Source organism: Bifidobacterium biavatii DSM 23969, assembly GCF_000741165.1.
GTDB classification, from domain to species: Bacteria; Actinomycetota; Actinomycetes; order Actinomycetales; family Bifidobacteriaceae; genus Bifidobacterium; species Bifidobacterium biavatii.
In genome coordinates this window covers 15,354-26,274 of the sequence record NZ_JGYN01000040.1, presented here as the reverse complement: position 1 = coordinate 26,274, position 10,921 = coordinate 15,354, and the positions used below count along the sequence as shown (strand labels likewise).

At 63.1% G+C, this 10,921-nt stretch carries 8 protein-coding genes; all 8 read right to left on the bottom strand.

Going from position 1 to position 10,921, the window contains the following annotated elements; translation table 11 throughout:
• Positions 1–14: 14 nt before the first annotated feature.
• Positions 15–1,316 (bottom strand): hypothetical protein, encoded by a 1,302-nt coding sequence (locus tag BBIA_RS12125; protein WP_238548522.1) that lies wholly within the window; start codon positions 1,314–1,316, stop codon positions 15–17.
• 122 nt (positions 1,317–1,438) lie between these two features.
• Positions 1,439–2,800 (bottom strand): hypothetical protein, encoded by a 1,362-nt coding sequence (locus tag BBIA_RS12120; RefSeq protein ID WP_033496033.1) that lies wholly within the window; start codon positions 2,798–2,800, stop codon positions 1,439–1,441.
• Positions 2,797–3,399 carry a hypothetical protein gene (locus tag BBIA_RS12115; protein ID WP_033496035.1) on the bottom strand — a complete coding sequence of 201 codons (603 nt, stop codon included), beginning with the start codon at positions 3,397–3,399 and terminating at the stop codon, positions 2,797–2,799. Before BBIA_RS12115 ends, BBIA_RS12120 begins: the two co-directional genes overlap by 4 nt.
• A gap of 18 nt (positions 3,400–3,417) precedes the next feature.
• On the bottom strand, positions 3,418–5,448 hold the full coding sequence (locus tag BBIA_RS14485) for a lytic transglycosylase domain-containing protein (protein ID WP_160268266.1): 2,031 nt from the start codon (positions 5,446–5,448) through the stop codon (positions 3,418–3,420).
• A gap of 1,344 nt (positions 5,449–6,792) precedes the next feature.
• A complete protein-coding gene (locus BBIA_RS12105) occupies positions 6,793–9,243 on the bottom strand; it encodes a VirB4-like conjugal transfer ATPase, CD1110 family (protein ID WP_081892398.1) in 2,451 nt (816 codons plus the stop codon).
• A gap of 5 nt (positions 9,244–9,248) precedes the next feature.
• Positions 9,249–9,596, bottom strand: a complete 348-nt coding sequence (locus BBIA_RS12100) for a PrgI family protein (protein WP_033496037.1) — start codon at positions 9,594–9,596, stop codon at positions 9,249–9,251.
• A gap of 22 nt (positions 9,597–9,618) precedes the next feature.
• Complete coding sequence (locus BBIA_RS12095; protein ID WP_152600647.1) at positions 9,619–10,467, bottom strand: VirB6/TrbL-like conjugal transfer protein, CD1112 family; 849 nt, start codon at positions 10,465–10,467, stop codon at positions 9,619–9,621.
• Positions 10,468–10,480: 13 nt separating this feature from the next.
• Positions 10,481–10,681: a hypothetical protein gene (locus tag BBIA_RS12090; RefSeq protein WP_033496086.1), complete on the bottom strand. Its 201-nt coding sequence runs from the start codon at positions 10,679–10,681 to the stop codon at positions 10,481–10,483.
• Positions 10,682–10,921 lie beyond the last annotated feature (240 nt).

The window sequence follows — 10,921 nt, the reverse complement described above, 5'->3', positions numbered from 1 at the left end:
GGGCCTTCATCATGTCATCGCCCGCCATGACGTCGAGCGGCGTTCATGGCGGGCCCGGCGGAAGACTCCAAATCCCGGGTACGTGAATCCAGCAAGGAGCGAAACTCGTCCATGCCACGGCGTGCGGAAGGCGAGGGAATGACGGAACGGTCCCGGGCCTTGCGGATGAGTTCCGCACGCTTGCGGAGCGTGGAGCAGATCAGGCTGACGATGTCCGAGGGGATGCGCCGGTTCAGAGCCAGCTGGTCGTGAACGATGTCGGGGACCGAGTCGAGCAGGCCAAGATCGTAATGATCCCACTCGCGGATCAGGGACAGCTGCCAGTAGGCGTTCGGCCGGTCTCCCCCGTCGTCCAGGCGGAACGGTTTGGCCGCATAGTCGTCATTCGAGATCACGACGGGATCCAGGCCGTTCCACAGGCACATGCCGGTGTCGAAAATCGGGGCGGGACGCGCCCGCAATGTTTCGACGTCGCGGATGATTCCGAAGTTGTTGTAATGCCGGTCGGTGTTGCGCAGCAGGAAGTCCAGAAACAGGAAGTCGTCCGTCGCCCGCCGCGACGCGGCGCGGGGAACGCCGAGGCGTTCGCACGCGTCCTCCCAGATCGCCCTGCCCTCCCGGGGCGTGCCGTTGCGGAAGATCTTCATGATCTGGCCGCCGGGAATCAGTTCCTCGCGATCGGTGAGCATTTCATTGCAGGCGCAGACACGTCGATCCTGCAGGATCCCGACATGGTAGTCGACGTGATCCATGCCGAACAGGTCGCACACGAGGCCGGCGATGCGCTCGTTGTCCGGCTCCTGTCCGGTTCGTCCGCCCTTGATCAGGGTGCGGGTGCCGTCCGGTTGGATGATCCAGCGTTTCGGCAGGTCGCCGGCGCTGGTGATGTCCGGCGTGTTCACGTCGCCGACTTGCGACGAGCCGCCCGTGAACAATGCGCGGCCGATGCGTTCGTCGAAATCATGGTGGAAGAAATTCAAATCCTCCCATTTCAGATCGTCACGGTCGACGGGACGAACCCAATACTGGTCGGACAGGCTTAATCCTAGGGACCGGTCTAACAGGTCGGCTGGAGGTCGCATGCCCGTTCCGATCGCGGACCGCAGGCCGTCTCTGGTCGCGGGAATGCCGCGGGAACGCCACCATGCCGTAATGGATTCGCCATCCGGTTCGGGACGGCCATTCACGTACATGCCCAACGGCAGTCGCTTCTGATCAATGATCTCGGTCGGATACAACGCATAGCCGCCATAGGGGAAGAATTCGAATGTCATGACCGGAAACTCCCGGCACATCAGCATGCGGCGCTCGGTCATCGCGTTCTTCCTTTCATGCCCAGACATATTGGCATGAATCCCATTGTATGGGTGCCTGATATCGTCCGCATCGTCATCGCCGAGGCCAAAACAATCACGACGGAACGACGGAACGGGAACGTTCACAGACTCCCGTCGGAACCGGGCAGGGACGACGAGCCCGACGTCCGATCCGGGGCCACGTTCCAGGACGGTGCCGGCTGCGACGACTGGCTCGACGACGAGCCCGAACCGGGGGATCCGGTCGACGGGCTCGTCGTCTGCGGGACCGTGGTCTGCGACTGCTGCTGCGTCTGGGTTTGCGTCGGTGTGTAGGAGGGTGTCGAAGAGGTCTGGGATTGCTCCGCCTGTTGCTGCGCCGTCTCGGCCTCCGCCTTTTTTCTGGCCTCCTCGTCGGCCTTGCGTTTTGCCGCTTCGGTTTTTTCCCCTGCCTCTTTGTCGAACGCATTCTTCGCAGCTGTGATCGTCCCGGTCAATTCCTTGAGCCTGGCGGCGTCCTTGGCGGCGTCCGTAAGATTGTCCTCGTCCACGACCACGATCCGCCATTTGTTGGCCAGGTCGGTCATTTCGGTGCGGTCGGGATGGTCGAAGGTCTTCAGCGAGTCGGACTCGTCGACCAGACGGTCCAGTTCCGCGCCTACCGTTTTGGCTTTCGTCTTCATGGCCTTGTCCCATGCGTCCGACAGGGATTCGCGGGCCTTGTCGATGCGTTTCGCGAGGCCGGCCGGGTCCTCGTCGTCGCTTCGCGCAAGCGTTTCCAATGCGGCGGCTTTCCCGGCAACCTTCGCGTCGTCGGATACAGGGGATGCGGTAACGCGCTTCGTCATCCGTTCGGCGCGGTCGATCGCCTTGGCCAGGGCGGCGCGATCGCGTTTCTCGTTGCGCTGTCGCTCCTGTTCGATCGTCTGCTGCGCCTGCCATGACACGGCCGCATGCACAGCCATGCCGCCGCCGATCAAACACGCCAGGGCCAGCATCGCGACAGCCACGGGCATGATGCGTCGCACCCACCATGCGGCAGTGCGTTGCGGGGTGACGTCCTCGATCGAAGGAGTCACGGTTTTCCCCGACTCCGTCTCTTCCGCGTCCCCTGTGATACCCGGTTCATCCTGTTCCTTCGGTGCCGGCACGACCGAACTGGATGTAGACGGGTCGCTGACCGCCATGAGTTCGTCGGCCATGTCCGGCACGGGATCGGACTGTGGCTCCGGTTTCCCGGTTTTTGGCTGTTCCGGTTCGTCGGTTTGCGCGTATTTCGGCGGACGCTGGTTGTATCCGCGTTTCCACCCGTCCGGCGGCAGCGGCGGTTCCCCCGCGTTTTCAGGGCCGACATCGAGCGCATGGTCGATCCAATCCTGCAGTGCAGGCCAGGCGCTGGGATGGTCAGCGATCAGCGTGAGATCAGCCCAATGCTCGGGGTCTGCGCACATGCGGCTCAACTCGACAGGCTTGAGCCGCGGGGACAGACGTCGACGTTCGCTCATTGCGCGACTCCGGCGGTCTGCGGTCCGGTGCCCTTCGATTCGGAGAACGCGCCTTCGGCGGGTGGTTCGATTTTGGATACGACCCATCCTTGCTTCGGATCCTTGTGGTAGGTGAGGATCCATGGCCATGCGAGCCCCTTGGACACGTTGCACACGATCGTGTTCGTGCTCTGATCCTGGGTGACGAGGAATCCGGTGGCCGTCACGTTCGGCTGTTCGATGATGCGGTCGCGCCATTGCAGACCGTCCGCATCGGAATCGAACCATCCGTCCAGTTTCGCGGTCTTGTCGAGGTAACGGTCCACCGCCTGCGGGGCCAGTTCGGCGCACACTTGGTCGACGTTGACGTTCAGTCCCGGCAGGTCGGCCGTCGTCTCTTGGCCGGAGGGTTCATCCTTCGACCCGTCCGAGGGCGTGGCGGATGATTGCGGTTTCGGTTTGGCCTCTTTCGTCGAGGTCGTGCCCTGCACCGACGATGTTGCGGCCTGTCGTTCCCGTTCGTCCGCACGCCGGGCCGCGGCTACGGTGGAGAAGACGATCAGCGCGACAGCTACGAGACCGGCGACGACCATGATGATCAATCCCTTGCGATCCTTCATAATGATGCTCCTTGACGGTTAGTGGACGAATTCGACTCCCGCACCCGCGGCGGTGAGCTGGGCTTTGGTGATCGTGCGCATGGTTACGACGCCGAGACCACGAACGTTGGCTTCGCTGATCAGGATGCTGCCGTCCTCGTTCACGGATTCGACGACGCCGACATGCCCGTACGTGCCGTCCGCTCCCAGCACGCCCGGGTGGAAGCTGATCGCGTCGCCCGGAGACGGGCTGCCGCTGACCGAGTAGCCTTTGGCGCGCGCGTTCGCTCCCCATTCGCCGCCGTTGCCGAGGAAACCGTCGACGGGACGGCCGATCTGGGCGCGTCGGATCGCCGCCCACCACGTGCATTGACCGTACGCGTACGTGGATCCGGCGCTCGTGTCGATGCCGGTGATGTTCACCACGCCGGAATCGTTGACTGCGAGCTTGGGCGTCAGATCACCGACCGTACCCGGTCCGGCACCGCCCGCGGATCCGGAGTATTTGGCCATGAGGCTTTTGATCTTCGCGACATAGGCTTCGGTTTCCGCAAACGGGGGCACTCCACCATGCGACAGCACATTGCCGATGCCCGCATTGTAGGCGGCCAGGGTCAGGTCGACCACGCTGCCCGACAGGCGGCCGGCGTTCACGTACGAGCGGATCTGGGTGGCGAGGGCGCACATGTACACGCCTTGCGTGTAGATCGCATCGTGCGGGTTCATGATGTCCGCATGCCCGTCGCCGTCGCCGTCGCGGCCGACGCCCTCCCAGGTCGACGGCATGAACTGGGCAATGCCCTTCGCGCCAGCCGAGCTTTCCGCGTTGGGATCCCAGTTTGATTCGGCTTCGATCTGCGCGGCGATCAACGGGCCGGTCACGTCATCGCACAGGCTTCCGGCGCGCTGCACGTCGGATGTGTACGCGGAGGGCACGTTCGACAGCGAATCCGCGGAGCTTTGGCCGAAGATTGACAGGAGACTGCCGATGACGAGCACGACCGCCAGCACGATGCTGATGACCAGCACCGCCGGCGCGCCGAGACTCGCCACCGCCGCCGCGTACAAGCGTCCCGCCATAGCGGCGATTGCCCGTCCGGCACGCGAGGTAAATCGTGCCATGGTCGACAGTCCGCGGGACACGGTCTTCACGGTGTTCACGCCCGTTTTGACCACGGTTTTCCCGCCCTTCACGGCGTTCTTGCCGCCATGGTACAGGGCGCGTGAGGCTGCCGGCGTCTTGCGGACCGCGAACACGGCAACATCCTGCGCCTTCGCGCCGATCATGCCGACCTCGTCGGTATCGGAGTCCACGATTCTGCCGCGGACATCGTCCAAACGGTCCACGCCGAACCGGCCGATCGAGAACAGGCCCTTGCCGGCGCGCAGGCCCAATCGTTTCAACCGGCCTTTGCCCTTAGTGGAGATGATCTTGCCGGCTACCGCTTCGCCCGATCCGGCAGTGCGCAACGCTTTGGATGCAGCCGCTTCACGGATCGGTTTCGCGCCGATTCTGGACACGGCTGCGTGAGCGTTCGACTGTGCAACGGGTTTCCCCGTTTTGACGATCGGCTTCGCGAGCCGTTCCACGGCATCCAACGGCTCATCCTGGCCGATGGGCAGGGATCCCCGCGGTCTCACCCGATTCGTGCGACCATGCAGCACCGTGGACGGCAGCAGGTCCGTATCGTCGTCATCCGGTGCCGCGGCATGCAGCACACGGCCGGTTGAAGTTTTTTTCGGCTCATGGCCGATGATCGCGTCGGAAGCCTTGACCGGTTTGCTGCCGGTCATTGCCGACGACGGTTTGCTGGGAGAGGCTCCGACGAGATGCTCGGACGGTTTGGATGCGGTGCGGAAAACGTACCCGTTGGGATTCGTCCATACGCCGGACTGCAACGGCATCGCGCCGGACCTCGGGGAGACCGGAGACGGTACGGCCGCGGTGCGTGCCGCATGTGCCCCGGTTCCAGAGACGGGAGAAGGACTGGGTTTGGCCGGCGTGACGCCGTGCGAGGCGATCGTGGACGCAACGGCGGGCGCGTTTTGTGCGACCGGATCGACGCTCATGGGACGCGCATGACGACCATGCGGTCTGAATGACGCGGAGGCAGGCGTCATGGACGTGGCCGCGCCGGCATCCGGTGCGGCGGCGAGCACGCCGCCCCGGCGTACGCCCGTTCCAGTCGCATGCGGTTGCGCGGCATGGATCGGGGAAGGTCGGCTCGCAATCCCGCCGGTAGCGTTGGGGACCGTACCGTCGGATGCGGTGGATGCCGGTTCCGTGGCGACGCGTACCGTCACATTGGGCGCAACGGCGTTCGATCGGGTGGGAGCGTCCGACGCATGAGCGGCGGAGAACGCCGTACGAACCGGGATCGCACCACTAGATGCGCTCATGGTGCCGGTCGTATGCGGTGCCGCATGCGCACTGTGAACACCGGTTCGTCCGACCGGCGAGGCCGGCGCCATGCCGTTTGCCGTCACGGTTGAGGGAAGCGCCTGCGAAGCGAGGCGAACCGTCGGAATACGCGCAGGGAAGGATTGACGGACCGTTTGCTCGACCGGAGTCACGTACACGGGTTGCCGGCTGCGGGCGCGAGCCGCCGTCGCCTGGCGGAATACCGTCGGCAACGTGGCCGTGGCGGGAGCGTCCGGTGTTCCGCGGGTGTAGGAGGGCGCGTACGGGGATGTGATCCTGCGTCGTTCAAGCGGGGTGTCCGCTTCCATGGCAGCGTACCGGACGCCGCTCGAATACCGGCGAGGGCCCTGCGACGCCATTGTCCCCTGTTCGGCCGGCATCGTTCGGACCGGGGTCGAATAGCCCACTCCGCCACGAGCATAGGATGCGGAGGAAACGATGCGAGGAGTGCGGGGCGAACCCGTATCGGTTCGCCGCCAAGCCGCCCCAGCAGATCCAGGAACGGTAGTGGAATACCGGTCGGGCACGGTCGAGGACGCGCCCGCAAACCGAACCGGAGCCGAAGATGCAGGCGGATCCGCCGGCTGGCGGAAAACCGTTGACTCAGACCGGTATGAGCCGCGATAGCGCGACTCCGGGAGCGGAGCCCGCCGGGACGGCTGGTATGACGATGCGGCCGGAGTCTGCGATGACGAATATCGCGGACGGGACTCGTACTGCGGGTATGAATATGAAGGACGCGCGTACGAAGGTTGTCTACGCGGCTCGTACCGTTCCCCGATCGTGGACGCGGCGGAACGTACGCCGCTGCCCATGGCCGTGTATCCGGCGCGGGCGGCGCTGCCGATCGCATGCCCGGACGCGCGTACGCCGCTCGCCACACCCTTGGCACCGGTTTTGACAACGCTTCGCGCGACCGCGCCGGCCGTGGATATCTGGGCGTTTTCAACGCCCCGTTCGGCTCCTCCCCTCTCGACCGTCATCAGTCAGGATCACTTTCCGGAGAAGTTCGTGTCGTACAGGCGGAACAGGTCCGTGTCCGTGTCGATGCGCACGTCGAACGGGACAAACGCCGAACCAAACTTCATCAAACCCTGGCCGGGGAGCACGCCGGTGAAATACGCCCGCTCCTCGTCGGACAAGTGCAGCATGCCGCACAGGGTGTCCGCGTCGGTCGGCTGCTGGTTAAGCATGAGCAGATAATCGCTGTTGGACAGCATCAGGCTCGCATCCTGGTCCTCCAACAACTCCTCGATGTTCTGCGTGATACCCGTCACACCCAGACCGTACTTGCGGGCGCGCTTGTAGATGTCCTTGAACTGGCGGCTCGAATACTGGTTGCCGAAGAACCGGTGGAATTCGTCCACGTACAGCCAAGTGCGCCGGTTCATCTTCTGGTTGCGTCGCACGCGGTTCCAGATCTGGTCGAGGACGACCATCATGCCGAACGTGCGAATCTCGCCGTCCAAGCCGCTCACGTCGAACACGGTGAACCTGTTCGATAAATCCACGTTCGTCTGTCCGGAAAAACCCGACAGGCTGCCGGTCGCATAGGTTTCCAACGCGATCGCAAGATCATGGCCCGCGGGCTCGTCCGTATGTTCCAACGCGTCGCGCAGGTCACGCAAGGTCGGCTGGCCGATAGCCCCGTCCGTTTCGCGATACTGGCGGTACAGTTGCATGACCGACCTGTCCATGAGCGCGCGTTCGACCTTGTCCAAACCCTGGGAGCCACCCAAAAGAGACCCCATCATGTCGACCACGACCGACGTCTTCGCACGGATCGGATCCTCGTCATCCGACGATTCGTCCATGAGAATGTCCAAGGGGTTGATGCGCTGACTGCCGCCCGCGCTCACCTCGATGCGCGACCCGTGAAACGCCTCGCACAAGGGCAGGTATTCACGTTCCGGGTCAATGACGATGATGTCATCGTCGCGCGTCAGATACAGTGCGCCGATCTCCCACTTCACGGAGAACGACTTGCCACCACCGGACGTGGCGAGTACGAAACCATTCGAGTTCATACCCTTGCGACGGTCGGCGACGATCAGGTTGCCGCTTCGACGGTTCTGCCCGTACACGAGACCACCGGGCTGGTAGACCTCGCGGCTCGTGAACGGCACCAGAATGGCGGCACTATTAGTCGTCAGGGTACGCTTCATCGGCAAAGGATTGTTGCCCAAGGGAAGCACCGCAACCAGCCCCTCGGGCTGCATATACGCCAAAGACTCCACCTGACAGGACTGGCGCAGGGCGGCGGCCTTCACGTCCGCCGTACGCTGGTCCAGCTCCTCGACCGTGTCGGCGCTAATGCCGATCACGAGGATCGCGTTCACGAGCCTCTGGTTCGTGGACTGCAGTTCGGCGCGCAAACCCGCAACCTGCTCCTTCGCGTCGCGCAAGTCCTGCGGGATCGCGTCCGCGGGCAGCCCGGACTTGATGTTCTGCTTCGACTCCTCCAGAGTCTGCATGTCCAATTCCGCGTCGCGTCTTTTGACGATCTGCAAGCCCTCGCTCTTGTCATACGGGGCCAAGTGGATGCTCACGTCGATCTGCGCCTTGACAGCCGTAATCTCCGACACCAGCTGGTCGGACAGTTCCGGCGGGAAATCACTCAGCCACAGGGTGCGGTGGTATCGAGTCGCGTCTCCCGCGACGATGCGCAGATACGTCTGGTTTTTGGTATCGACCAGCCACGGTGCCACGTAGTCCTTCGTGTCCGGTTTGCCCAAGCCTCGCATCGCGTCGAACCGGTGCTCGTCGAACAGGAACTGCTGGCCATGCCGCGTGGTTTCGGCGATGAGGCGCAGCCGCTGCTCACGGTCCAAACGGGTCGCCTGGCAGCCGTCGATCGCGTTCAGCTGGGCCGTGACGCGCATGCACAGACGGTTCAGGCTCGCGATGGCGCGTTCCGTGTCCGAATCCTGCACGGTGACGGTCAGGGTCTTGACCTGGTCGGCGTTGCGGGTCGCCGTGTTCATCTTGTCCAAAATGTTCTGGTTGTAATCCTGACGCAACTGGTCGTATTCGTCGCCGCGCATCGGCAGGCTCACTTCGTCGACGACCTGGTCGACGCCGCGCATGCGCGTGTGGATGCCGATCTCAAGGCGTTCCCCACCATTGAATGAGTTCAGGAGTCCGGCCCAACGGTCAATGATCTCCATCTGATGCTGTTCGGTGCTGATTTCGTAATTGATGTCGGTGAACTCGAGGGTCACGCTCCATGTGTCGTCACCCAAATAGGCGACGCCGCTTTTGAGCATCGAATCATAGCCAAGCAGGTCCTTGACCGTGTTCGGCATGCGACGGCGACTCCCCTTCGCGAGCTTCTTATCCTTCGGCTCCGCCTCGACGGCCACGCCCACGGCGGGCGCGGAGCGTACCACGGTCGGCTTCGCTCGATGCGCGGTCTTCGGCTTCACCGTTTTCTTCGTAAACATCCTCTTTACCGTTCCTTCATGCTCGGCTTGTGCGCACGACGGACCGGCGTCGCCGGCCCGTCAAAGAACCACAGGTGACGGCCCATGTAGTGCCGCCACATGTATCCCACGTATTTCTCGGGCATCAGCCCCATCGGCCGCCACCATCCGTACGCGGCGAACGGGATCATCAATGGGACTTCCACGTACATGACCACGTTCGGATCCCATCCGGCCAAAAACCACAGGCATACGAATGATCCGCCACACAACACGCCCATCAGTGTCAAGGCGAGCAGTTGCCGCCAGGTCATGTGCAACCAGACTTTCGGCTCGATGGTTGAAATCTCCCGGTACACGGGCATCATCAACATGAGAAAACTCCCTATCTCTCCGTCAGGCTTCGGATCCGAGCCAACGCTTCGCGATCGCATTGGAAATGACGACCACGCCGATCAGCAGGATCGACGCGAGCAAAAGGTTCCCGAACTGGTCGACGATCCACCCCGACAGGGAATCGCCTTCCGTGTAGGAACCGGGCCGCATGACGTCACGAACGAGGTTGCGGTAGAACACGATCGACAGCCACAGGGTCACGCACTGCAATACGATCGAAGCATAGGATTTGAAATAGCCGATGCCCATCTGCTTGGTTTCCTCGCAGGCGATGAACGCAATCGGCAACGGGTTGAATGCGGTCATCAGATAAATCTGGATGAACCTGAGCATCACAACCACGGTGAACACGATCGCGGCCGCCTTGGAGGCGAGGAACGGGATGATCAGCAGCACCAGGCACGCGGCCTGACCGCCCCATCCGGCGTCCCTGACCGCGTCGGCCATTTGGTCGCCCAATCCGGTCGTTCCGGATGTGTCCGTGCTCGTGGCCACCGAGGAGACGCCGCCCATGATGCTCGTGCCCACCTCGTCGATGGCTTTGAGCATCAGGTCGGCGTTCTGTGCAGCCACGAGCACCAATGCGACCTTGACCATGAGCGTGCCGATCAGACGCACGCTCAATTCCCGGTCGCCGTCGGCCTTTTGAGATGCGCGGGCCAGTTCGAGCATGAACACGATCGACAGCACGATCGCGGCGATGGGCTTGACCGCGACCGTGGCGACCCTGAGCGACAAATCATACAAAGCCGGCGAGTATTCGGCCGGCGTCTGCAAGAGCTTGTCGACGATCGACTGGTCCACGCCCCCGCCGATCGAATTGAGCATGTCGATGACGAACTGGTCCACGCCCCGCCTCCGGTCAGCTCAGCGAAATGCTGCGGAACAGCTGGGCCGCGACGATGATCAGGCCGCCGCCCACGATCTGCCAGATACCAGACTGAATGCCGGGACCGTTCTGATCCTTCAAACCGCCAGCGAGGACGACCACGCCCCACACCAGCCAGATACCGCCGCCGATCGTCGCGAACTGCGTGATCAGTTCGAGCACGTTGGTCAGCATCGTCGTGTCGCCGTCGGCCAACGTCAGACGGGTTTCCGCCATCCGGTCCGCCAGCATGATTCCTGCAATCCCCATATCGTCTCCTTATGTTCGGAATTGGTTTGGTTTGTGACCAGCCCAATATGGGGACATGTTCTGGGGGGTTGCGTGCGTGATCAGGCAAAAACAGCAAGCAAAAAAGAAGGCTCTGTTAGACCAAGGTTGACTTAAGCAACGGGATCGTCACCCTGATTACCTCGG